Source organism: Chryseobacterium sp. FR048, from assembly GCF_056844665.1.
Window position 1 is genome coordinate 263,682 of record NZ_JBXDSE010000003.1, and the last position, 23,889, is coordinate 287,570.

A 23,889-nucleotide genomic window follows, 5' to 3' on the forward strand; every position below is an offset into this window, starting at 1 on the left:
ACGATTAATGGGATCAGATTATGAAGAAATTTTAGCTCTGGTATACTGATGGGGAAAGAAACAGTCTTCTTTCATTTCAAAGGATCCCTGAACGGCAATATAAGGGTTTCTCAAAATTTCCCTTGCTACAAAGATCAGATCTGCATCACCTTTCTGAAGAATCTCTTCCGCCTGATCTATTTTGGTAATTAGCCCCACAGCACCTGTTTTCACATCGGCTTCATTCTTCACCTGTGAAGAAAATGGAACCTGATAACCATCGAAAACGGGAATTTTTGCTCCATGAATATTTCCTCCACTGGATACATCCACCAGATCAACGGAATGCTCTTTTAACACTTTAGCCAACGCCACGCTGCTTTGAATATCCCATCCGTTTTCAGCATATTCGGTTCCGGAAATTCTTACAAAAAGTGCCGTATTTTCGGTAAGCTCCTCATTGACGGCCTCTACAATCTCCAGTAGGAATCGGATTCTGTTTTCAAAACTCCCGCCATATTCATCTGTCCTGATGTTGGAAAGCGGTGACAGAAACTGATGAATCAGATAGCCATGTGCCCCATGGATTTCAATAATATCAAACCCAGCATTCACTGCTCTGCGCGCTGCTTTTCTGAAGTCCTGAACCAGACCTCTTACCTCATCTGTGCTCAGCACGTGCGGAATTCTTTCTGTAGGATGATAAGGAATAGGACTAGGTGCCACAGTTTCCCATCCTTCTTCCAATGGAATCTGCAGATTATTCCAGGTTGAGCCTTTTCTCCCTGCATGAGCCAGCTGGATTCCTATTTTACTTTCCGAGTGGGTATGAACAAATTCTACGATTCGCTGTAGTTTTTCGGCCTGTTCATCATTCCAGATTCCCATACAGTGGTTGGTAATTCTTCCTCTGGGCTCTACTCCTGTAGCTTCCACTACGATCAATCCCGTACCTCCCTGTGATCTGCTTCCATAGTGTACAAAATGAAAGTCGTTGGCCATTCCGTTTTCGCAAGAATACATACACATGGGTGACATTACCCAGCGGTTCCTGAGCTCTACATTTCTGAATTTTATTGGTGTATATAGCATTTTATCTTTTAAAAATTTGAAGTTTATTTTTGGAGAAATAAAATATTGCCCACTTCATTAAAAAGAACTAATTTTACCCCCCTTTTTTAGTCTACAATATATGAAAAAAGACATACAGATCAGTTACGAATATTTTAAGAATAGCAGCGAACTGGATGATATAGAGAAAAAACTATTCGAAAGAGCCAAAGAAGCCCGTGAGAATGCATATGCACCCTACTCACAGTTCTTTGTGGGATGTGCTGTACTCCTCGAAAACGGAGAAATCTACTCCGGAAACAATCAGGAGAATGCCGCTTTCCCATCAGGTCTTTGTGCTGAGAGAACCACTCTGTTCTGGGTAGCCGCTAATTTTCCGGATGTGAAAGTAAAAAAGATATTCGTGGTAGGTGGTCCTAAAGAATTCCATGAAAAGAATCCTCCGATTCCTCCTTGTGGAGCATGCCGACAGAGCTTAATAGAGTACGAAACCAAGCAGGATGAAAATATCGACCTCTATTTTTCCAGCATGAATGAAGAAGTGGTAAAGGTACATGCCGTGAAAGATCTGCTGCCTTTTTATTTTGATTCTACATTTTTGTAAGAACGAAAAGTCAGATTTGCAAAGCTGCAAAGAGGCTGTACATGATTATAAAATTTGATATTCAGCTTTTGCTGAGATATAGATCTTCCTATTATCTTTCGGAATCTTATGGATAATATTAGTTTAAAAACCTGTGGAATTTCTGCAGGTTTTTATTTTTATTGACATCTAATTTCTATTACTATATTGGGCGTTTTTTGAGTTGGAATACGTAAATGCACAAAGGTTTTTAATATATAAACGGCTTATAAGACGCAAGAAAATCTAAGATTTTCAGTTTTTTTTGCCACTAATGCACGAATGAATTTATTAAATCATTCAATATTTTATTCGTGTATTAGTGGCATTAAAAAAATCATTGTGCTTTACAACAAATTCTTATCAAAAAATTGTGCCTTTGTATTTACCTACAATACCTCACAAGCTACAGCCAATTTCAGTATAAAACAGGCTGCTCCCACCTGGAAACAGCCTTGTTTTAATTTTTTATTCTTCAGATTCTACCTCTTCATCTTCATCGTCTTCATACTGCTCAAGATAGTAGCTAAAGCTAAAACCTTCTACTTCTTCTTCAGCATCTTCCAATGTTGTCAGCAAATCTTCGAAAATTTCCAGCTGGTCTACTGTCATATTTACAAATTCCAAGTGGAGTGGCATTTCCAGATCTCCGGTAATGGTATCAAAAAGCGCATCAAGGTTATCTCCGAAGTGTTCAGGCAACTGAATTTTTTCTTTCAGCTGGGCATAAAAATCTTCGTAATCGCCGATGTCTGTAAAATCTATATATACTGTCTTCATATTGAACTAAATTTCCAATTTTTGTTGATTAAAAAAGTTTTGCATTTTTTGCAGAAATCCGTTTCTTCATTAGTAGGATTCTTGCCTTCTGCATCCCTCATAAAGCACATTTTTTCAGGACAATGTGGAAGTCCTTGTGTATGACCAAGCTCGTGAATTGCTATTTTATAGAACTGCTCCGCTGCATTTTCTTTACTCAGCCGAAATGTTGAAGCCACGCAGGCTTTTCCTTGTCTATATCCCAAACCCATAATTCCGAAGTCTTTAATTTTCCCTTTGGTGGCACTAATATCTTTTGAAGTCAGGCCAATGGTTACAAAGCCTTCTTTTGTATTATTATTCAGGAATTTTATGATGGAATCTGCTCTGTAACGGTTTCTGGCTTTATAGTATGTATTTTCCGGAAAGTCTATAGCAGTCAGAACTTTTAGATTCGGGTATACCTTTTTTATTCCTTCAGCCACTTTTTCTACAGCATCTGGATTAATATCTTTGAATGGCTGTATAAGTATCGTGACAGCGGGCTGTTCTGCCTCTTTCTCTACATGTTTATTTTTTTCTGAACATGATAAGGCCAGGAAGAAAACTGATGAAAGATAAAAAAGGGCATTAATTTTCAAAGTTCTTATATCATTTTTAAAATAACTAATTCTTCAGTCATAGTAAGAAGTTTCATTTCCTGCAATTACGTTACTGTTTTTCGAAGCTTTTATAATGGTTTTTGGTAAGGTATACATCACCATCTCTTGTAAAGATAATACGGTCTGCCTTTCTGCTGCCACAATGATAGTTGACATCTGCTTCAAAGTATTTTTCTCCGTCCGGCAGTCTTCCTTCTCTGTTTCCAAACTTATCTCCTCCTATCGCTTTTCCCGGAAGTACATCGCAAAGATTTCCTTTTGAAGGATTCCAGCCCTGTTCTCTGGCCTCATTTTTCGTGATATAATACTCAGGCAGCCTATGATTCTGCTTCACATAGCTAATCACTTTTCTTTCTTCCGTTAATTCATCAATGGAAGCCTGCTTATTTGAATTTCCTGTACTGTACTGGTCTTCTGTAGAAGCACTGCCATAGCTTACGACCTCTGTTTTCGGATGGGTCTGATTCTTTTTATCTTCAATAAAATTCTTGTACACATACATTACAGACATCCCGAAAAGAAGTCCCAGACACATAAAAAGGACAGCTCTTATTTTAGTATTCATAATACTTTTTTTAGTGTAACAAAGTACCAATTTAACAATTTACCAATCATTGATAGACTATTACATTGTTAAACTGTTACATTGTTAAATTGGTACATTAATTAATTTCTCCATTCCTCAGGAATATCACAAATCGGGATAGGTTCCATTTTATGTTTTGCCGCTTTGTGCATTCTGTCGAAGATCAGGAATACTTCTTTATCTCTTCCTTCATAGTCTTCAGCAGTTTTGGTTCCATATTCTTTCTGAATCTTTTCCAGCTCGGGATAAGTGGCACCAATCTGCTGCTCATCGGTTCTGTCTGTATCCCAAAGTCCATCGGTAGGGATCGCTTCCTGAATACTTTTGATCAGATTCAGTCCTTTGGCAAGGGTATATACTTCCGTTTTATAAAGGTCTGCGATGGGAGAAACATCTACCCCTCCATCACCATATTTTGTATAGAATCCGATTCCGAAATCTTCTACCTTGTTTCCTGTTCCACATACTAAAAGTCCGTTCAGCTGCCCATAGTAATAAAGGGTAAGCATTCTCAAACGGGATCTTGTATTGGCAAAAGCCAGTTTTTCGTTAGGATACAGATCATCTTTTACATCAAAGGTTTTGTAAAGTTCTTCAAAAGCAGGCGTAAGATCTACAGACATGATTTCCACGTTAGGAAATTTCGACTTCAGATCGTTCATATGGTCTTTTGCACGGTCTACCTGATCTGCTTTCTGACGGATGGGCATTTCGATCAGCAATGTTTTCAGTCCGGTCATTGCTGCTAATGTAGAAACCACTCCAGAATCCACTCCTCCGGAAACTCCTATTACGTATCCATTTACTCTGGCTTTTGCAGCATAGTCTTTCAACCAGCCTACAATATGATCTGTTACTTTTTGTGTCTGCATCGTTTATATTTTTTTAGTCTATTCCAAATTCTTTAGGATATTTTACCATCCCTTTTTTATTTTTTAATCCGTCTTTTACCAGCTCTATAGCCATTCCATTTTCTTCCGGAATCTCAAACGGAAAAGAAACTCCAAAATTACTTGTTTTTTCGTAACCAAACCTCGGATAATATTTTTCATGTCCGATAAGAATCACAGACTGGTATCCCAATTCTCTGGCAATACGATGTCCTTCTGCAATCAGTTTTCCTCCAAGTCCCTGATTCTGAAATTCCGGCTTCACGGAAACAGGAGCCAGTGCAAGAGATTCAAAGGATTCTGAATCATTGACGATCTTTATTTTTGTAAACAGAATATGCCCGGCGATTCTGCCGTTTTCATCTTCTGCCACCAATGAAAGTTCGGGAATAAAAGCGTCTGATTTTCTTAAGTTTTCAACCAGAAACTGTTCCTTATGGTCGCTGTGTTCCATATCTCTGAATGCTTCTTCAGTAAGCTGAAAAACCTGTCCGTAATCTTTTTCTTCTTCTTTTCTTATTGTTATCATGTTGATCTTAAATATAGTTTTCACGCTTCAGTTCATACCAGGTACATTTTACACCTACTTCTTCAAATTCTCCTTTATTTTCAAAACCCAGCTTCTTTAAAATATAATTGGATCCTGCATTTTCCGAATGAGCATAAGCATAGATCGTTTCTGCATCTAATGTCTTAAAACCATAATTCAGAGAGGCTTCTGCAGCTTCCCAGGCATAGCCTTTTCCCCAGAATTCAGGGATAAAACGATACCCAAGATCCAAAGTATTGATATGACCATTCACAGGTGTTTTCAATAGTTTTAAACCGCTCCATCCTATCATCAGTCCGCTTTCTTTCTCAATAACAGCCAGTCTTCCTACTCCATTTTCCTCGTATTGTTTCTGAATAATTCTAATCATCTTTTTTGAATCGTCAACCGTTGTTGCAGGGGTTTCCAGATATTTCATCACTTCAGGATCGGAATCCATCAGGAACAGTCTTTCAAAATCAGAATCTTCAAATTGTCTTAGAATAAGTCTTTCCGTTTCCAGTTTCATTATATAGATATAGGTTTATTTTTCTGTTTCAGCATACTGAATTTACAGAAGGTGTCTATTATTTAATAAATTTTTCACGTTTCAGTTCATACCAGAAACAAATGCCATCCGGCTCTTCAAACTCACTTGTTTTCTGAAATCCCAGTTTCCTTAAAATATGATTGGAAGCTTCATGTTCTGAATGAGCATAGGCATAAATAACCTCAGCATTCAATTCATGAAAGCCATAATCAAGAGATGCTATTCCGGATTCCGTTGCATATCCTTTTCCCCAGGATTCCGGAACGAAACGATAGCCTAATTCTAAAACATTCTGGTAGCCATTTACCGCTTTTGTCAATAATTTTAATCCGCTCCATCCTACAACCAGGCCGCTTTCTTTTTCTACCACAGCCAGTCTTCCTACTCCGTTTTCTTCATATTGCTTCCTGATCATTTGAATGACTTCTTTTGACTCATTAATATCCGTCAATGGAGGAACTCCTATATATTTCATCACTTCAGGATCAGAATCCATCAGGAACATACGTTCAAAATCTGCTTCTTCAAGCGCTCTTAAAATAAGTCTTTCAGTTTCCAGTTTCATAGTTTTGTTTTGTTTTTATTCTTCGGCCCCAAAAACAGTTACATCCGTTTTCATGCCTTTTTTTATATCTGCCTGCTTCATTGCATTTCCTCCTATATTCAGGGTTTGCAGAGCCGGATTACCGGAAATATCAACCTTTTGAAGCTTATTATGCTCCAAATTCAACTTTCTTAGGTTTTTCAGCTGGCTCAGATCAATTGTTTTTAATTGATTTAAAGATAATGTTAATTGATCAATTTTTGGTATTGCTTTCAGTAAAACACTCTCCAGAAGGTTATTATCCAGATAGAGAGAAGCCAGGTTTCTCAGATTTTCACCCTTGAATACAACCATTTTACATCCTGTACAGGAAAACAGTTCCAGCTGGTCAAGATTGTTGATACTCATTTCAGAAATAGCATTACCATCCAGCACGATCATTTTGGCATTCTTAAAAAAATGTAAATCCACTGCGGAAGTAATTCCTTTTTGAACTAAAAACAGGTTGGAAACAGCATTGACTTCAGAAGACTCTATCGCTCCGTTTTTATTCTGATCAAAATTTTCAAGAACCGCTTTTTCAAAGTTTTTATCTTTAAATTCAAGTTTTTGTCCGTAGAAAAAAGAAAGTCCAAAAATAAGGCTGAGGGTTGTAAATATTTTAATTTTCATCATGAATTGTCTATTTAATCCTTACTTTTGTAAACTTAAATTTCATGTAAAAATAATGAAGATTTTTAGATATATAGCGCTTTCTTCTATTTTAGTTGCAGGCTTGAATTCCTGCAAAAAAGATCCTGAAAACCAATGGAAAGTAGAGGTAAAAGATCCTGTAGAAAAAGTGGAACTAACGGATATTTCCAAAGAGTTCTACAACCCTGCCCTTCCGTTGGAGCAGTTTAAAACTCAATTTCCGTGGTTCCAGGGGAGTGTTTCTGATGCTGATTTTGAAAAAAGAAGAGCTGATGCTGAAGAGATAAAAATCTATAAAGAAGCTTCTGCCAAAATAGATCAGGCCAAGCTTCAAAAAGAGCTTCAGGGTTTATTTTCACATATCAAATATTATTTTCCACAATTTAAAAGCCCTAAGGTCTACCTGTTTTCATCAGCATTGCAGATGGTACAGGACCCTATTTTCTATGATCAGAAAGGCAATCTTCTGTTTATAGATATTACAGGCTTTATGGGAGATGGAAATCCGCATTATAAAGGACTGGAATTATATTTCCAAAAATCGATGAACCCTCAGAATATCGTTCCTAAGGTTTCACAGCTTTTTGCAGAAAATATTGTCACAGAATCTCCTGATCACCAAAAATTTATTGATCAGATCATATTAAACGGAAAGGTAATGATTCTTCAGGATGCCTTTCTTCCCGATTTCCCGGATTATCTGAAAATGAACTATACGCAGAAGCAGTATGACTGGGCAACCGGCAATGAAGCTAATATCTGGAATTATTTTGTAGAAAGCAATCTGATCTTTGGTGATGATCCCCGATTGGGTGAACGTTTTATCTCGCCGGGACCATTTTCGAAGTTTTATACAGAAATTGATAATGAATCTTCACCACAAATCGGAATTTTTACCGGATGGCAGATCTGTAAAGCTTACCTGAAAGAAAAACCTGAAACAAAACTGACTGATTTTCTGAAAATGGATGCAACAGCCATTTTTAATCAGTCCGGCTACAAGCCAAAACTTAAATAAGAGACAATTTAGAATTTAGAAAAAATAGAAAAATGAGAAAGACTCAGATTACGATAGATGTAGAGCTGGATGAAAATCATATTCCTGAGAACATTACATGGAACGCTCAGGACGGAGGCGTTGAAAAGGAAGCAACCAAAGCGACTATGATCTCTGTATGGGATGACAAAGCGATGGAAGCTTTAAGAATCGATCTTTGGACGAAAGAAATGCCAGTAGACCAAATGAAAATGTTCATCCACCAGATCCTGGTATCTTTAGGAAATACCTATCAGAGAGCTACAGGAGAGGAAGATGTAGCACAATGGCTGGAAGAGATTGCAGAAGAATTCGCTGTAAAATCGGCTATTAAATAAGACCTAGCACAAGAATTATTTAATAATATAAACGAGGATAATTGATCATTTCAATTGTCCTCGTTTTATTAAAATCAACTTTATTTTAGTACTTTTACATTTCAGAATAGATCTGTAAGGTCTTATTTTTTAAAGTAAATATTTACAATAAATTATGAATTTTAATACCAAAGTAATTCACGGAGGGCAGCATCATGAGTCTGCAACAGGATCTGTAAATGTTCCTGTATTTTTAACCTCTACATTTGCACAGAAGAGCCCGGGCGTACATTCCGGATATGAATATTCAAGAGCTGCCAACCCTACAAGACAGGCATTGGAAGATTCTTTAGCAAGTATTGAAAACGGAGCAAGAGGATTGGCTTTCGGTTCGGGACTGGCTGCTATTGACTGCGTTTTGAAATTATTGAACCCTGGTGATGAAGTGATTGCTGTAGACGACCTTTATGGTGGTACTTACAGAATGTTTACCAGACTTTTTGAAAAATACCAATTGAAGTTCACGTTCATTAATTTTGATGATGTGTCTAAAATTGCAGAGGTGATCACAAACAAAACCAAGCTGATCTGGGTAGAAACTCCGACCAACCCATTGATGAAACTGGTAGACATCAAAGCGGTAGTGGAAATTGCTAAAGGAAAAGATATTTTAGTAGCGGTAGACAATACTTTCGCAACACCTTACATCCAGAGACCTATTGACCTGGGAGCTGATATTGTAATGCACTCTGCAACGAAATATCTTGGTGGACACTCTGACGTTATTGCCGGAGCTCTTATTGCCAAAGATGCTGAATTAGGAGAAAAACTTCACTTCATTCAATTTGCAAGCGGTGGTATTTTGGGACCTCACGATTCTTATCTTGTATTGAGAGGAATCAAAACTTTAGCATTAAGAATGCAGAGACATTCTGACAACGGTCTTGCTGTAGCCAAATACCTTGAATCTCATCCTGCAGTAGATAAAGTAATTTATCCGGGATTAGAATCTCACCCTCAGTATGAATTGGCAAAATCTCAGATGAAGGAATCCGGAGGAATGGTTTCTTTCACTTTCAAATCCGGTAAAAAAGAAGATGCCATAAAATTCCTAGAAAAAGTAAGAGTATTCACTTTAGCTGAATCTTTAGGAGGTGTAGAATCTTTAGCTAACCACCCTGCTTTAATGACTCACGCTTCTATCCCAGCTGAAAAACGTGCTGAATTAGGAATCACTGATGACCTGGTTCGTTTAAGTGTAGGTATTGAAGATGCAGAAGATCTTATTACAGATCTGGAGAAAGCTTTTTCTTAATCGACCACATATACAATGAGAAGGATTTAATTATTCTTCTCATTTTATTATCATCACAAAATATACTATGAAAAATACAAGAAAAGCAATCATTACCGACTTGCCTCAGCTTGCAGAATTATTTGATCAATACAGAGTTTTCTATCACAAAGAATCTGATATTCCTGCAGCAGCCAATTTTATTCAGGAAAGACTTGAAAATAAAGATTCGGAGATTTTTGTCGCAGAGGAAAACGGTTCATTAACAGGTTTTGTTCAACTATATCCTATATTTTCATCCACAAGAATGCAACGCTACTGGTTACTGAACGATTTATACGTCAATGATAACCACAGAGGAAAAGGCTATTCTAAAGAACTGATTGAAGAGTCTAAAGAACTATGCCGGTCATCAAACGCCTGCGGAATCCTTCTGGAAACCGGAAAAAGCAACGATATAGGAAACCAACTGTACCCTTCCTGCGGTTTTGAACTTTACGACTCCGTGAATTTCTACGAGTGGAGCAATTCATAAGAACTGAATAATCGTAGTAAAATTAATTTACCTTAAAACTATAAACACATTTAACACAACAAATAATATGACTGAGTTTCAGAAATACGTTCAGAGATATTTAGATATGATCCCATCCGGAGACTGGCTGGAACAATTAAAAATTTCAGGAGAGAAAACAATAGGAATTTATTCCAACCTTACGGAAGAGCAATCCAGATTTGCTTACGCTGAAGGAAAATGGACCTTAAAAGGACTTTTACTTCACCTTTCAGATTCGGAAAGAGTTTTCCAATACAGAATGCTGGTCTTTGCAAGAGGTGATAAAAACGAACTTCCCGGATTTGATGAAAACCAATACGCCGATCAATCATTTGCCGATGAAAGAAGTCTGGAATCTCTGCTGGATGAATATAAGCTGGTAAGAAAATCTTCTCAAATCCTTTTAGACACCCTTCATCCGTCCGCCTTACAAAATACAGGAATTGCCAATGGGAATGAAGTGTCTGTAGAAACCATAGGGAAACTGATTGTAGGACATAATTACCATCACCTGAACATTATTGAAGAAAGGTATTTATCAAAATTAGGGTTTATGTAGGGATAAGTTTTGGCTAAAGCCAAATGATGTTATGTTTTTTGGTAAATGGGCTAAAGCCCATTTCTATTGAATTCTATTATTCTGTAACCTCATAACACTCCGCCATCAATAGAAATTGATTTCTGAAAAATTATTGACAATCCACAATCTTTCAGAAATAACAATGAAGTATACTCAGATTTATTAAATACACATCACACATCAGTAGGAACGGGCTTTAGCCCGTTTTCTCATTAAATAAACCTCCCATTGGCTTTAGCCAAAAAATAAAAATATCATTTATTATATCTAAAATTTTATAAACAGATACAATGAGTCTATTGAAAATATAGCTCTAGACCCAAGTTAGAATTTATTTTTTCGTATTTTTAAATAAGTTAAAAAGAGGTTACTCATTCAAATCATGAGATCATTAAAAAAAATAAATATCTCTAAAAGCATTCAATCTAAAAAATTGATTTTTGAAGAAAGCTGGTCCGATAAATTCGATACTTTTTTCATCTATTTTATTTTTTTGGCATTGATTGGGGCTTCCATACTTTGTTTTAAAGAAATACAGCCTTCTCTTAATAATGATATGGAATATTTTCTTCTGATCTGTTCTCTGATCTTTAGTTTTTATGTCATATACTGTAAATTCACAGAAAAACAGTTAAAAGAAATCGAATTTGATATTTCAAAAAACGAAGCTAAAGCCAGAATAATTGAATATGGAAAAAAGCATAATTACAGAATGCCCAGGACTTCGGGTAACTTAATCTATCTTAATGAAATTGCAGATCCTTATAGTTTACAAAATTTGGAACAGACTACTGTAATTTTTTTAAAAGAGAATGCCATCCTTTACACTGTTATAAAAGAAGGATCACGTTCAAATTTCCCTGTACTCTTCTCACAGTATATTGTAAAAATGGATTTAAAAAAATTACTACAAGAGGACAAAGTTGAAATAAGTAACAAGAGAGGCTATTTTAGTTCATTTTTTCATGGTTTATAATCTTTAGTAAATTTTAGCTAAAGCCGAAACGCATTTTATATTTTGGTAAATGGACTAAATCCTATTTCTATTGAATTTGATCATACTGTCTCCTTATAACACTCCTTAATTAATAGAAATTGATTCCTGAAAAATTATTGGAAATCCATAATATTTCAGAGGTAACGGAGAAGCATACTCAGGTTCTTTAAACACACATTATTCATCAATAGGAACGGGATTTAGCCCGTTTTCTCATTAAATACACCTTCCATTGGCTTTAGCCAAAACCTATAAACACAATTGTATTTATACCCTATTTTTTTGTCTAAAATTTGCAGATTTTCTACCTTTATAACCTGTTTTGAATTCAATACAATTTATGGAACATATTATCGAAATACTAAAATCCGGCGGAACGATTCTTTATCCTACTGACACGATCTGGGGAATTGGTTGTGATGCCACTAATATAGAGGCGGTCAATAAAATTTTTGACATTAAGAAGCGTGAGAAAAACAAATCCATGATCATTCTTGTAGAATCTGAGAAGAGACTTCAGGATCTGGTAGATGTTCCTGAGATGGCCTGGGAAATCATTGATCTTAGCGAAAAGCCGGTAACTATTGTTTACGAAAATCCAAGAGGCTTACCTAAAGAACTTCTGGCGGAAGACGGAAGTATTGGTATCCGTCTTGTAAAAAATGATTTTTGTAAAAAGCTGATTTCAAAACTGAACAGACCTTTGGTTTCTACTTCTGCTAATTTCAGTGGAGAAAAAAGCCCGTTGAAATTTTCTGATATTTCAGAGGAAATGGTAAATCTTGTAGATTATGCTGTGGAGGAAGACAGAGAAAAAGTTTCGAAATATTCAGGATCTTCAGTGATCAAAATATGGAATGATAACAGGATAAAAGTTCTTAGAGAATAAAAATCCCGTATTGATCCGGTTATTTTTTTAGAGTCTTGTCAGTTTATATCGACAGGATTTCTTTTTTTTAATTCTATCTTTGCAAACTCAACTCATAAAATATATGCTATGAATCATCAGGAATTTGCTCAAGTATGGATACATGCATGGAACTCTCATGATTTAGAGAATATTCTATCCCATTATTCTGAAGATATAGAGATCACAACACCTATGATAACACTGGCTACAGGAGGAAAGGAAAGTTCTCTGAAAGGCAAAGAAGCTGTTCGTGAATACTGGCGAAAGGCACTGGATAAATTTCCGGACCTTCATTTTAATCTGATTCATTCTACAGCAGGAGTAGATTCGGTAGCATTATTTTATAAGTCTATTATGGATAAACATGCCGTAGAGGTTATGTTTTTTAATGAGGATGGGAAAATTAGTAGAATGTATGCTCATTATGACTAATGGGTAACATTGGTAGAAATTGACACTATTATCAACGATGAAAATTAATCTTAATCAAAATAAGAATTTAAAACTTTTTAAAATAATTTCTGAAGCTGCAGAGAGAAACAATCAGTCTGTCTATATTGTAGGCGGATACGTGCGTGATCTTCTGATGAAAAGAAAAGCTTCTACAGATATTGACTTTGTAACGGAGCAAAGTGGCATTGAGCTTGCTCAAAACGTTGCACAGGACATCGATCCTAAATTAAAAGTTTCTGTTTTCAAAACTTATGGAACAGCAATGATCAAGTATAAAGATCTTGAACTGGAATTTGTAGGGGCAAGAAAGGAAAGTTATACGGAAAACAGCAGAAAACCGGAAGTGGAAGGAGGAAGTCTTGAAGATGATCAAAAGAGAAGGGATTTCACCATTAATGCAATGGCTATTTCTTTAAATAAGGATAACTTCGGGGAACTTATTGATCCTTTCAACGGAATTGATGATCTCGAAAAAGAGATTTTACGAACTCCTCTTGAACCTGCTCAAACCTATTCTGATGATCCGTTGCGAATGATGAGAGCGGTACGTTTTGCTTCTACATTAAACTTTACCATTGAAGACAACTCTTTACACGCCATCAAACAGGAAGCCGAAAGGATCAAAATTGTTTCTATGGAAAGAATCATGGTGGAGTTTAATAAGATCATGATGTCTGCAAAACCTTCCGTAGGCTTAAAGCTGATGGAACAGACCGGTCTTTTAAAGCTGATCATTCCCGAACTGATCGAGCTGAAAGGTGTGGAAGAAGTTGAAGGACAAACCCACAAAGATAATTTCTACCATACGCTTGAAGTTGTTGACAATATTTCAGAGAATACAGATAACCTTTGGCTGCGTTGGTCTGCTTTGCTTCACGACATAGGTAAAGCACCTACAAAGAAATTTGTAGAGGGTACAGGCTGGACTTTCCATGGACATGAATTTTTAGGTTCAAAAATGGTAAAAACTCTTTTCCAGCGACTGAAACTGCCTTTGGGAAGTGATATGAAATACGTTCAGAAAATGGTAAAACTGTCATCCCGCCCTATCGCCTTGATTACGGATGATGCTTCGGATGCTGCACTGAGAAGACTCTTATTTGATGCAGGAGAAAATCTTGAAGATCTTTTTACCCTTTGTAAGGCTGATATTACCACTAAAAATTCTAAAAAACAGGAGAAGTTCAAAAAGAACTTTGAATATGTAGCGGTAAAGATCAAAGAAGTGGAGGAAAAAGATCATGTAAGGAACTTCCAGCCACCTATTACCGGTGAAGAGATCATGGAAATGTTCAACCTTAAACCGGGACGTGAAATCGGGATTCTGAAAGAAAAAGTAAAAGAGGCTATTCTTGAAGGGGAGATTCCTAATGAAAAGGAGGAAGCCACTCAATTTGTAATTGCTGAAGCGGAGAAACTGGGATTAACCATTATTTAATTCCATTGATTATACATCAAAAAGCCCGGCGGGATGTTCCATCCCGCCGGGCTTTTTGATGCTTTATGCTTACTGGGGTAAACAAAGCCGGCCGGTTTCGAAGAAACCGGCCGGAAAAAAACACAAATGATGAAAAAAAATAAAAAATTATAAGATATATCGCCTAAGCGTTATATTTAGTTTTTATAGAATCCGTTCGTTCCGATTCCTGCAATGAAGTTTTTCAATAAAGTACCATTCACGGCATCATAAACATTTACTTTACCATCTGTAGTATAGCTGGCATCTGCTGCAAAAATTTTACCGTCAATTACGTCAAATCCATATACGTCACCTACAGCTGTTGCAATAATTTTAGTTGGAACCGTTGAAGATCCGATAGTCATTGCATATATTTTATTGGCATTCGTGATAAAATAGAACTTGTCATTATCGGCTCTCAGTTTCTGAACTTTAGGCATTGCTGTTAAAGTCGTTGTTTCATAAGTTCCGTTTGTTGTATTGATTTTATAGATAAATGAATTGGTATCTCCTGAAACCAGAACATATGCATTTCCTTTATACGAAATAAGATCTTTAATAATCCCTTCAGTTGGAAGATTTACTGTTTTGCTGATTGTATTGGTAGTTGGGTTTACAACCGTTACCGTATAACCAGTCGGGATCGGATTCCAGCTTGCATCGTAGCCTACACCGTCAGACTGTACAACGATACTTCCACTTGCTTCCACTACTTTTTCAGCAGCGTTTGTAAGGTCGATACTTTTTACAAAAGAGTTATCTGAAATATTATACACGTTAAGTTTTCTTTTAAGTGTAGTAAAATTACTGTTGGTTACATAATATTGATTTCCTGAAAAGGCGATATATCTGGCACCATCCAGATTGGCAGTTACAGTAGCCTGTTTTTTGAATGTGAAACGGTTTACAATTTCAATTTTATTAGGGAGATTGGAAACCAAATAAGCGCGGTCACCATTGAACCCCATACTCTGAAGCACTTTTCCTAAAGGCTCATTATTATTACTTGCTCCATAGATCTTGTTAAATACTGTCGCAAGATTATTACTCACGTAAGAAACTTCAGAGGTTGTTGTTGTAAACCCTCCCTCGTTGGTAATAAGGACTCCGGAATCAAATCTAACGGTTCCGTCAATAGTTTCTTCATAACTGCTGTCTGTGCTACAAGAAACATTGAAAAGTAACATGGAAGCAGCTGCAAGAGATAAAATTTTTCTAATATTCATATGTAATTAATTTATTTATTTTAAAAATTGATATTTAAAGTAACACTATAATTTCTTTGAGGTAATGGGTAAGAAAGCATAGTGTAATAAGTTTTATTCAGAATGTTATTTACTTTAAAACCTAATGTATAGTTTTTAAGAACCGTTGCATTCAACCCTGCATTAAGTACCCAATATGGATTTAAAGCACTGGTTTTGGTTTCGTTGGAATCTGTATACGTCTTGCCATTGAACATTCCCTGTACATATAATTTCACGAAATCATACTGATATTCTACATTTCCGGTAAATTTATGAAAAGGGACATACATCAGCTGTTTTTGAATATCAAGATCTGTTGATTTCGTATAGGAATATCCCAGATTAGATTTCAGGGTGTGCTTTCCGATCTGTTTTTCAAATTCCAGCTGGGCTTCCAATCCGTATGCTTCTACTCTATTGGTATTGAAGGCACCGTAATATCCGGCAGGAGTTCGGAGCCATCGGATCATATCCTGAATTTTCATATAATAAGGAGCTACAGAAAGTTTGAAAATTCCCATTTTAAAAAGATTTCTCAACTCAAATTGATAAGAAGTTTCGGGTTTTAAATCCTTATTCCCTCCCAAAGCCCAATATAAATCATTAAATGAAGGAGCTCTGAAATTCCTTGAAGCATTCAGCTCCAGCCCATACCATTGTACAGCGTTCCATTTTCCTGAAAAAGAAAATAAAGTCGGCGAACTGATCTCTTCTACAAAATCTTTCTTGATCCCGGCTTCAAAACGTAAATCCTTTGTTGGGAAATAACGGACTAACCCTGCAATAGATCCTGCATTTCTTCTAATATCCCCGATTCCTGAAGTTCCATCTCCTTTTCCTTTATTGATTTGGAATTCACCAATAATATTGATATTCCATTTTGGATTAAGAAAATAATTGAAATCGTTTTTCAGAATATAGTTCTTACCCGCTCCGCCACTTGTTTCAGGGCCATCAATCGTTCCAAAATATTGAAAATTCTCCTCCGTATAAGCAGCTTTGAATGAATTGCTGAACTGTACTTTATTCCAATCCCACGAAAGCAGACTTCGGGCATTCTGAGCCTCATATTTTGTTTTATTCTCTAAATCTCCAAAATAAACAGGAAAATGCTGTTTGCTGTTAAAAAGCTCAGAGATCCAGGAAATCTGATGATGTGGAGCTACTTTATAAGCTACAGCGACATTGATATTCGTATTATAATACTGTCCATTGTCATTGGTATAGATCTTTCCGTGATCCTCCTCAACCTTATAATCATTTTTACTGATCGAATGGTTTCCCGAAACTTTAAAACTGAACCGGTCATTGCTGTAAGAACCTCTGACAAAGTTGTTATAGGTATTGAAAGATGCAGCTTCTGAAAACAGAGAACCATGAAAGCCTTTATTAAAATCAAGGGTATTATTCAGGTGAATACTTCCCCCAATGGCACCGCTTCCATAGATCACACTTCCGCCGCCTGCTTTTATTCCTATCTGGTCATATCCAAATGCAGAAATATTATTAATATCGCCTTGTCCTAAAAAATTAGAGTTGATATTGATTCCGTTCCATACAAAGGCGGTCTGCTGTGCGGTAGTTCCCCTGAAAGAAGGTGAAGAGACGGCACCACGTCCGTTTTCTTTGATATAAACCTGTGACTGAAATCTAAGAAGTTCAGAAAGGTTGCTTGAATTTTTTTGAGTGTCTTCTGCAGAAATGATTTTCACAGGATGAAAGAGCTTCACTCTGTTCATCTGATTGTCGAAAACATAAATCGTGTCAATAGTCTTCTCCTGAGCCAAAAGAAAACAGCCGTAAGACGAAAAAAACAGTACTAAAGATCTTTTTATACCCATACTCTTTTACTTTTCCTCCGAAAGCAATATGTTTTTAGATTATAATTCCGGCAGGTCTCCTGACTTTCGCTTTCTGCACCTTCCCGTTTTTCACAGTGGTTTTTTACAGAAATTTTTGTTGCGATTTACAGTTGCGGGGACAGTCCGGGACTTTCACCCGGTTCCCTTTTCATTCCAAAATACTGGAAACCAAAATTTTTGCAAAGATAGCTTTTTATATGTATCTGCCAAAAACCAGGCTTATCCTGTCAGAAACTCTATATTTTCACAGAATAAACAAAAAAAGAACAGCTGTTCTCAATATTGAAAACAGCCGTTCATCCCACTACTTTTATAATTGATATGAATTACTTTTTAATGAATTTATAAGTCTGTTGTTTTTCTCCTTTTACAGAATACTGAAGAATATAATCTCCTTTGGATAAAGAGGATACATCAATCTGACCTTCTACGGTATTCCATGATTTCACCTTCTGCCCTACCATATTATAAATTTCTGCCTTTTCAATCTTCCCTGTTCCTTTAAAATATAATCGATCAGCCACAGGGTTTGGATAAATACCAACACTACTTTTATCTTTCGTCGTTTCTTTAGTTGACAGATAGCTGGTAAGATCCAGATAAAAAGCCACCAAATTATCGGAAGAATCAAGCCCCATTCCTGCAATTTTCTTTCCATCCTGGGAAATAGCCAATGGAAGCCCCATCGTTATTCCGTTGGTTGCAATTCCTAGGCTTACAGCATAATCATTGAGGTTAACACGTCCGGTTTCTGATGTCCAGATAAAGCCTTCTCCCGACATTGGCGGTGCTCCAAATGCTCTGTAATAGCCAATAACCTTAGTTCCATCTGCTGAAATCCCTGTAGCACCTCCTTTAAAGAAGAATGAAGCATTGGGATGGGTAATATAGATAAGCCCGGTGGTCGCATTCCAAACATAAGGATTAGGGTTTCCTCCTCCAATGATGGTACTTCCATCCGCAGAAACACCACCAGCTTCCCCTACATGATTTCCATTAGCATCTGTAATGAAGCTTTCTGATCCGTCCACCCATTTTGCTCCGCTTCGGGTTCCTGTAGTTTCGTCCTGCCATCCTACGATAACCGATCCGTTGGCACTGATTGCATTGGCTCTGGAACTTCTGCCAGCAACAATACTTCCAAGATCTACCACTCCATCGGTTTCGTTCCATTTCACCGCATGCGCATTGGATGCTGTAAGCCACCCTAGCCCTACAATTGTATTTCCATCCGGAGACATTCCCCACGTAGAACTTACACTTCCGTCCCAACCGGTAGGTACAAGCCCACCTCTGTTGATCCATGTAGAAGTAGCCACATCATACGTTGATATTTCATTAAAGCCTGTCGCTGTATTGGTAATTGAAGAAGCTACTTTAGTCCCATCATTAGAAATAATGCTTCTTCCTGCCGCCGGATACCCATTGGATAGGGAGCCTATCTGTACAAGCCCTCCCCCGTTGGTCCATAGATATACAGTACCACCAAAGGTATTCATACTCACTACCCCATTATCCGTAACGGACCCTATACTATAGTTATCCTGTCCCATAACTGTAAGCTGAGCTTCTGCTATGCTAATATTAAGGAAAAAACAAGCCATTAATACTTTCATTGGAATTTTGTAAAAATTTCTCATAATATTATTGTATTTAGTATGTTAAATCATCTAAAACAATATTAATATTATATTCACCCAATTAAAAGAACTTGGCTTTCATAATTCATGAATTTCAAAAGAATAAAATTTACAAAACACTGCAAATCAACATTATAAAACCAAACCACCAATAACCATCTCTAGTTGATTTGTAAGTGCAGACGGCTAATTTTATTTACTTTTTAATGAATTTATAGCTCTGTGGTTCTCCTCCTTTTACAGAATAGTTCAGAATATAATTTCCTTTTGCTAATGATGATACTTCTATCTTATCTTTTACAGAACCAATAGATTTCACTTTCTGTCCCACCATATTATAAATTTCTGCTTTCTCAATTTTTCCTGTTCCTTTAAAATATAGAATATCAGCCACAGGATTAGGATAGATCTCCATCGTACTTTTATCTTTCACCGTTTCTTTAGTTGACAGATAGCTGGTAAGATCCAGATAAAAAGCCACCAAATTATCGGAAGAATCAAGCCCCATTCCTGCAATTTTCTTTCCATCCTGGGAAATAGCCAATGGAAGCCCCATCGTTATTCCGTTGGTTGCAATTCCTAGGCTTACAGCATAATCATTGAGGTTAACACGTCCGGTTTCTGATGTCCAGATAAAGCCTTCTCCCGACATTGGCGGTGCTCCAAATGCTCTGTAATAGCCAATAACCTTAGTTCCATCTGCTGAAATCCCTGTAGCACCTCCTTTAAAGAAGAATGAAGCATTGGGATGGGTAATATAGATAAGCCCGGTGGTCGCATTCCAAACATAAGGATTAGGGTTTCCTCCTCCAATGATGGTACTTCCATCCGCAGAAACACCACCAGCTTCCCCTACATGATTTCCATTAGCATCTGTAATGAAGCTTTCTGATCCGTCCACCCATTTTGCTCCGCTTCGGGTTCCTGTAGGTTCGTCCTGCCATCCTACGATAACTGATCCGTTGGCACTGATAGCATTGGCTCTGGAACTTCTTCCGGCTACAATACTTCCCAGATCGACCACTCCTCCGGCTTCGTCCCATTTCACTGCATGCGCATTGGCTGCCGTAAGCCAACCTAGCCCTACAATTGTACTTCCATCCGGAGACATTCCCCAGCTAGAGCTTACACTTCCGTCCCAGCCGGTAGGCACAAGCCCCCCTCTGTTGATCCATGTAGAAGTAGCAACATCATAGGTTGATATTTCATTAAAGCCTGTCACCGTATTGGTAACGGAAGAAGCTATTTTGGTTCCATCATTAGAAACAACGGTTCTTCCTGCAGCAGGATATCCATTGGATATTGAGCCTATCTGTACAAGCCCTCCCCCATTGGTCCATTTATATACACTACCGGCACTGGTATGCATACTTACGACTCCATTATCAGAAACAGCTCCTACATTATAGTTACCCAGCCCCATGACAGTCAACTGAGATTTTGCTGATCCAAAGTTTAATAGAAAATAAAAAGCCAATACTTTTACTGGTACTTTGTAAAAATTTTTCATAAAATAATTCAATTTGGTTATTGTTATTAATCAAAAACAATATTAACATTACATTCATTCATTTGAAAGAAATTAGCTTTCATAATTCGTGAATTTTAAAAGAATAATTTTTACAAAACACTGAAAATCAATATTATAAAAAACCACCCGCCAATACCTGTCTCCAGTTGATTTATAAGTTTAGACGGCTAATTTTATTTACTTTTTAATGAATTTATAGCTCTTTTGTGTTCCTCCTTTTACAGAATAGTTCAGAATATAATTTCCTTTTGCTAATGATGATACTTCTATCTTATCTTTTGCAGAACCCATTGATTTCACTTTCTGTCCCACCATATTATAAATTTCTGCTTTCTCAATCTTTCCTGCTCCTTTAAGGTATAAAACATCAACTACAGGATTGGGATAAATTTCTATATCATTTTTATCCTTCGCAGTATCATTTACGGATAAATATTGGGTAAGATCAAGATAAAAAGCTACAAACTGAAAATTTGTATCTACTCCCATGCCGGCAATTTTTTTCCCATCCCGGGAGATCGCCAGCGGAAGTCCCATTGTAATTCCATTGGTTGCAATTCCTAATGATGCAGCATAATCATTCAGATTAACACGCCCGCCATCAGGTGTCCAGATAAATCCTTCTCCTGCCATTGGAGGTCCTCCTAATGGTCTGTAATAACCAATTACCGTTTTGCCATCCGCAGAAATACCGGTTGCTCCTCCCCTGAAAAAAGTGGATGCATTAGGATGGGTAATATAGGTAAGTCCGGTGGTAACATTCCAGATATAGGGAGTGGGAGTTCCACCACCACCACCTATGATGGTGCTTCCATCTGCTGAAACTCCTTGCGCTTCGTCTACATAATTTCCGGAATTATCCGTAATGAAACTTTCTGTTCCATCCACCCATTTAGCTCCTCTCCGTATTCCTGTAGCTTCATCCTGCCACCCTACAATGACACTTCCGTTTGCATTTACCCCATTAGCTCTGGAATCACGTCCCGGCACTATACTTCCCAGATCTACCACTCCGTCGGAGGGGGTCCATTTTACGGCATGCACCCGTGCTATATCAAGAAAGCTTAGTCCTACAATAGTATTCCCATCCGGAGACATTCCATAAGGAGTGCTTTCACCTCCACCAGGCGCGATAGGAGGAAGTGCCCCTCTATTTGTCCAGTTGGAAGCAGTATACGTTGATATTTCTGGCAATCCTGTAACTGAATTTGTAAATGCAGATGCTATCATACTTCCGTCATTGGTTACAAGAGTATTCCCGGAAATCATACTTCCGCTTGGCAAAGCTCCAATCTGAACAAGTCCTCCTGCTGCTGTCCATTTAAATATTGTACCTTCAGTACTGATCTGCATACTTACCACTCCATTATCAGAGACACCTCCCACATTATAATTAGGTCCTGTTGACATGATAGTAAGCTGGGCATCAGCTGCTCCAAATACCATCAGAAAAGAAACGGTCAACATTTGTATTGACATTTTGAAATTATTTTTCATATTTTTAAATATTTACAACAATATTATATTTAACGCATGAAGAAAGCCGCTTTCATAATTCATGAATTATGAAAACGGGTCATTCTTATTTTTTAATGAACTTATAAGTCTGTGGTCCTTTTCCTTTTACGGAATATTGCAGTATATAGTCTCCTTTTGACAGGGATGCTACATTAATCTGGTCATTTACAGAGTCAAATGATTTCACTTTTTGCCCTACCATATTATAGATCTCGGCTTTTTCAATTTTTATATTTCCTTTAAAGTAGAGAATATCAGATACCGGATTCGGATAAACAGCAATATCATTTTTATCATTCGCAGTATCATTTACAGATAAATATTGGGTAAGATCCAGATAAAAAGCTATCGGGATATTAGATGCATTCAATCCCACACCGGCAATTTTCATCCCGTCCTGAGAAATTGCCGTAGGTAATGACATTGTTATTCCATTCGTTGCAATTCCTAATGATGTGGCATAGTTGTTCAGATTAATACGCCCGTCTGCTTTTGTCCAGATAAAGCCTTCTCCCGCAAGAGCAGGACTTGAAAAGGGCCTGTAAAATCCGATTACTTTTTTACCATCAGCAGAAATACCGGTAGCTCCTCCTCTGAAATTCACGGAAGCATTAGGATGCGTTATAAAAGTAAGTCCAGTGGCAGCATCCCAAACATAAGGGCTTGGTAAATTGGCACCTATTATTATATTTCCATCTGCTGAAACCCCTCCTGCTTCGCCTACATTAATTCCATTATTATCTGTAATCAAGGTTTCTACTCCGTTTACCCATTTTGCACCTCGTGCTGGTTTACCTTGGAGATCCTGCCAGCCAACAATAACGTTGCCGTCGGCATTTACCGCATTGGCTCTGGAATTCTGTCCGCTTACCATACTTCCCAGATCTACCACCCCACTATCCTGGGTCCACTTCACGGCATGAGCCAGCCCTCCGGTAAGGAAACCTAACCCAACAATTGTATTTCCGTCCGGTGATATTCCCCAAGGGAAACTTTCTCCTCCTCCGGAACCAATGGCAGCTAGGGCTCCTCTGTTCGTCCAGGTAGATGTAGCAATATTATAGGTTGAGATTTCGCGAGTTCCTGTTGCTGTATTTGTAAATCCAGATGTTACTAAAGTGCCGTCACTAGAAATAGGAGTTCTGCCCACTACCTGTATTCCTGGTGCCAATGCACCTATCTGTACCAATCCTCCGGAAGCAGTCCATATGAATGTTTTACCTCCAACATTAATCTGCAAGCTCACCACTCCATTATCTGAAACTCCCCCAACACTATAAACATCTCCTTCTGCTATTACAGTAAGCTGAGCCTCTGCGATATTAAATGTCAGAAAAAAAGAAGCTACCAGAACTTTCATTGTCATTTTGTAAGATTTTCTCATAATTGCTATGTATTTAGTATTTCAAATCGTTAACAACAATATTAGCACTATATTGACCTGGTAAAAAGAAGTTGACTATCACAATTCGTGAATTCCAAAAGAATAAAAAAGAGCTACACAAATGGCAGCTCTTTAAACATTAATCCTATATACTTTATGTTATTTTTGTGTTTAAAATCGTGTAAAACAATATTAATACTATATTTACCTAATAAAAAGA

Annotated in this window: 25 protein-coding genes and 1 riboswitch; of the genes, 10 read left to right on the top strand and 15 right to left on the bottom strand. The window is 37.3% G+C overall.

The annotated features are described in order from the left end of the window. Nucleotides 1–18: 18 nt before the first annotated feature. A complete protein-coding gene (namA, locus tag AC106K_RS10515; protein ID WP_482445145.1) occupies nucleotides 19–1,071 on the bottom strand; it encodes an NADPH dehydrogenase NamA in 1,053 nt (350 codons plus the stop codon). 100 nt (nucleotides 1,072–1,171) lie between these two features. On the opposite strand from namA, the gene AC106K_RS10520 reads away from it, so the two are divergent. Then, on the top strand, nucleotides 1,172–1,654 hold the full coding sequence (locus tag AC106K_RS10520; protein WP_047096170.1) for a cytidine deaminase: 483 nt from the start codon (nucleotides 1,172–1,174) through the stop codon (nucleotides 1,652–1,654). Nucleotides 1,655–2,140: 486 nt separating this feature from the next. On the opposite strand, the gene AC106K_RS10525 is transcribed toward AC106K_RS10520, so the two are convergent. From AC106K_RS10525 to AC106K_RS10560, 8 genes are all read right to left on the bottom strand, one after another. Beyond that, nucleotides 2,141–2,452 (bottom strand): barstar family protein, encoded by a 312-nt coding sequence (locus AC106K_RS10525; protein ID WP_482445147.1) that lies wholly within the window; start codon nucleotides 2,450–2,452, stop codon nucleotides 2,141–2,143. Next, on the bottom strand, nucleotides 2,449–3,072 hold the full coding sequence (locus tag AC106K_RS10530; RefSeq protein WP_482445149.1) for a Zn-dependent protease: 624 nt from the start codon (nucleotides 3,070–3,072) through the stop codon (nucleotides 2,449–2,451). The genes AC106K_RS10525 and AC106K_RS10530 overlap by 4 nt, the downstream gene beginning before the upstream one ends. Nucleotides 3,073–3,142: 70 nt before the next feature. Next, complete coding sequence (locus AC106K_RS10535; RefSeq protein WP_482445151.1) at nucleotides 3,143–3,658, bottom strand: ribonuclease domain-containing protein; 516 nt, start codon at nucleotides 3,656–3,658, stop codon at nucleotides 3,143–3,145. A 101-nt stretch (nucleotides 3,659–3,759) separates the two neighbouring features. Continuing rightward, complete coding sequence (nadE, locus tag AC106K_RS10540) at nucleotides 3,760–4,551, bottom strand: NAD(+) synthase (protein ID WP_482445152.1); 792 nt, start codon at nucleotides 4,549–4,551, stop codon at nucleotides 3,760–3,762. 13 nt (nucleotides 4,552–4,564) lie between these two features. Further along, nucleotides 4,565–5,098, bottom strand: coding sequence for a GNAT family N-acetyltransferase (locus tag AC106K_RS10545; RefSeq protein WP_482445154.1), 534 nt, complete (start codon nucleotides 5,096–5,098; stop codon nucleotides 4,565–4,567). Nucleotides 5,099–5,105: 7 nt separating this feature from the next. Beyond that, on the bottom strand, nucleotides 5,106–5,627 hold the full coding sequence (locus AC106K_RS10550; RefSeq protein ID WP_482445156.1) for a GNAT family N-acetyltransferase: 522 nt from the start codon (nucleotides 5,625–5,627) through the stop codon (nucleotides 5,106–5,108). Nucleotides 5,628–5,685: 58 nt separating this feature from the next. Next, the gene (locus tag AC106K_RS10555; RefSeq protein WP_482445158.1) at nucleotides 5,686–6,213 is read right to left on the bottom strand and encodes a GNAT family N-acetyltransferase; all 528 of its coding nucleotides are present in this window, start codon (nucleotides 6,211–6,213) and stop codon (nucleotides 5,686–5,688) included. Between the two features lie 15 nt (nucleotides 6,214–6,228). Then, nucleotides 6,229–6,867: a leucine-rich repeat domain-containing protein gene (locus tag AC106K_RS10560; RefSeq protein ID WP_482445160.1), complete on the bottom strand. Its 639-nt coding sequence runs from the start codon at nucleotides 6,865–6,867 to the stop codon at nucleotides 6,229–6,231. Nucleotides 6,868–6,919: 52 nt separating this feature from the next. On the opposite strand from AC106K_RS10560, the gene gldB reads away from it, so the two are divergent. From gldB to AC106K_RS10605, 9 genes are all read left to right on the top strand, one after another. Beyond that, entirely contained in the window at nucleotides 6,920–7,903 is a 984-nt protein-coding gene (gldB, locus tag AC106K_RS10565; RefSeq protein ID WP_482445161.1) for a gliding motility lipoprotein GldB, read from the top strand. A 32-nt stretch (nucleotides 7,904–7,935) separates the two neighbouring features. Further along, nucleotides 7,936–8,259, top strand: a complete 324-nt coding sequence (gene gldC, locus AC106K_RS10570) for a gliding motility protein GldC (RefSeq protein ID WP_185289014.1) — start codon at nucleotides 7,936–7,938, stop codon at nucleotides 8,257–8,259. A 154-nt stretch (nucleotides 8,260–8,413) separates the two neighbouring features. Next, nucleotides 8,414–9,553, top strand: a complete 1,140-nt coding sequence (locus AC106K_RS10575) for a cystathionine gamma-synthase (protein WP_482445162.1) — start codon at nucleotides 8,414–8,416, stop codon at nucleotides 9,551–9,553. A gap of 67 nt (nucleotides 9,554–9,620) precedes the next feature. Beyond that, the gene (locus AC106K_RS10580) at nucleotides 9,621–10,067 is read left to right on the top strand and encodes a GNAT family N-acetyltransferase (protein ID WP_482445163.1); all 447 of its coding nucleotides are present in this window, start codon (nucleotides 9,621–9,623) and stop codon (nucleotides 10,065–10,067) included. A 67-nt stretch (nucleotides 10,068–10,134) separates the two neighbouring features. Continuing rightward, nucleotides 10,135–10,647, top strand: a complete 513-nt coding sequence (locus AC106K_RS10585) for a DinB family protein (RefSeq protein WP_482445166.1) — start codon at nucleotides 10,135–10,137, stop codon at nucleotides 10,645–10,647. Between the two features lie 403 nt (nucleotides 10,648–11,050). Next, nucleotides 11,051–11,644, top strand: coding sequence for a hypothetical protein (locus AC106K_RS10590; RefSeq protein WP_482445167.1), 594 nt, complete (start codon nucleotides 11,051–11,053; stop codon nucleotides 11,642–11,644). Between the two features lie 361 nt (nucleotides 11,645–12,005). Continuing rightward, nucleotides 12,006–12,554, top strand: a complete 549-nt coding sequence (locus AC106K_RS10595; protein ID WP_185289006.1) for an L-threonylcarbamoyladenylate synthase — start codon at nucleotides 12,006–12,008, stop codon at nucleotides 12,552–12,554. 108 nt (nucleotides 12,555–12,662) lie between these two features. Further along, complete coding sequence (locus tag AC106K_RS10600) at nucleotides 12,663–13,007, top strand: nuclear transport factor 2 family protein (protein ID WP_482445169.1); 345 nt, start codon at nucleotides 12,663–12,665, stop codon at nucleotides 13,005–13,007. Nucleotides 13,008–13,044: 37 nt separating this feature from the next. Further along, nucleotides 13,045–14,466, top strand: coding sequence for a CCA tRNA nucleotidyltransferase (locus AC106K_RS10605; protein WP_482445171.1), 1,422 nt, complete (start codon nucleotides 13,045–13,047; stop codon nucleotides 14,464–14,466). A gap of 176 nt (nucleotides 14,467–14,642) precedes the next feature. Here AC106K_RS10605 and AC106K_RS10610 read toward each other — a convergent pair whose 3' ends face one another. The 6 genes from AC106K_RS10610 to AC106K_RS10635 form a co-directional block, all read right to left on the bottom strand. Continuing rightward, nucleotides 14,643–15,713: a DUF5074 domain-containing protein gene (locus AC106K_RS10610; protein ID WP_482445173.1), complete on the bottom strand. Its 1,071-nt coding sequence runs from the start codon at nucleotides 15,711–15,713 to the stop codon at nucleotides 14,643–14,645. 20 nt (nucleotides 15,714–15,733) lie between these two features. After that, nucleotides 15,734–17,575, bottom strand: coding sequence for a TonB-dependent receptor plug domain-containing protein (locus tag AC106K_RS10615; protein ID WP_482445175.1), 1,842 nt, complete (start codon nucleotides 17,573–17,575; stop codon nucleotides 15,734–15,736). A 32-nt stretch (nucleotides 17,576–17,607) separates the two neighbouring features. Further along, a riboswitch (cobalamin riboswitch) is annotated at nucleotides 17,608–17,784 on the bottom strand. Between the two features lie 138 nt (nucleotides 17,785–17,922). Further along, entirely contained in the window at nucleotides 17,923–19,236 is a 1,314-nt protein-coding gene (locus AC106K_RS10620) for a T9SS type A sorting domain-containing protein (RefSeq protein WP_482445177.1), read from the bottom strand. A gap of 196 nt (nucleotides 19,237–19,432) precedes the next feature. Next, nucleotides 19,433–20,746 carry a T9SS type A sorting domain-containing protein gene (locus AC106K_RS10625; protein WP_482445178.1) on the bottom strand — a complete coding sequence of 438 codons (1,314 nt, stop codon included), beginning with the start codon at nucleotides 20,744–20,746 and terminating at the stop codon, nucleotides 19,433–19,435. Nucleotides 20,747–20,944: 198 nt separating this feature from the next. Beyond that, on the bottom strand, nucleotides 20,945–22,264 hold the full coding sequence (locus AC106K_RS10630; RefSeq protein ID WP_482445180.1) for a T9SS type A sorting domain-containing protein: 1,320 nt from the start codon (nucleotides 22,262–22,264) through the stop codon (nucleotides 20,945–20,947). A gap of 85 nt (nucleotides 22,265–22,349) precedes the next feature. Further along, nucleotides 22,350–23,669, bottom strand: a complete 1,320-nt coding sequence (locus tag AC106K_RS10635) for a T9SS type A sorting domain-containing protein (RefSeq protein ID WP_482445182.1) — start codon at nucleotides 23,667–23,669, stop codon at nucleotides 22,350–22,352. Nucleotides 23,670–23,889: the final 220 nt, after the last annotated feature.